This is a genomic window from Chryseobacterium lathyri, from assembly GCF_003290185.1.
GTDB classification, from domain to species: Bacteria; Bacteroidota; Bacteroidia; order Flavobacteriales; family Weeksellaceae; genus Chryseobacterium; species Chryseobacterium lathyri.
The window spans coordinates 1-688 of the sequence record NZ_QNFY01000046.1; the positions used below are offsets into that span (position 1 = coordinate 1).

Here is a 688-nt window from a genome sequence, read left to right on the forward strand (position 1 = left end):
TGTAATGAAATAGTCCATATTCTGAGCCAGTGAAGGCTTCTGAACATTGATCAGGTTGTAAGGTTTCACTTTCAGGTAATCAGCTGCCGTAATGGATTTATCTTCATATTTAGCTCTCAGTTCATCAAAGATCTGTTTTGCCTCAGGATTGTCTGCCACATCTTCATTGGCATAATTGAAGGTAAAGTCAGGAGCTCCGTACATAGAAATGTAGTTTGCCATTACATCCTTGTCCTCATTAAACATTCTTGGCATTAAGCTGATCTGAGACTGGCTGAATGTATAATTGAATCGGTCCCCGGTTTTTCTGTAAGTTCCGGTTTTTTCATCTTTTTCATAGATTTCTCCGGTTTTCTTCGTTTTGAAGCTTCCGTCTTCATTTTTCTCAATTCCGTTGGCATCAAGGAAAGCGGTATAGTTTTGACCGTAGATAGTCGGCCAGTCACCGTACTGCTCCCTGTTGTAATAATCCAGCATACCAATGGCAGTATCAGGATCATTAAGGTTCATTGGTGGATTCGCATTTGCTCTGATAGGAATAACCATCCAACAGGAAAAGCCAATGATCATATAAACCACTGACAATGCAGCCGTCTGATATATATTTTTCTTTGCTCTTCTGGCATATTTAATCAGGAGATAAGATATTACAACCATCAGAATAAATGCTACTATCGTTCCTGAATGG

The 688-nt window shown here is 39.4% G+C and carries 1 pseudogene; it reads right to left on the reverse strand.

Features of this window, described 5'->3' with window-relative positions:
- Positions 1–688, reverse strand: a pseudogene (locus tag DRF61_RS22455) (ceramidase); the annotation flags it as partial.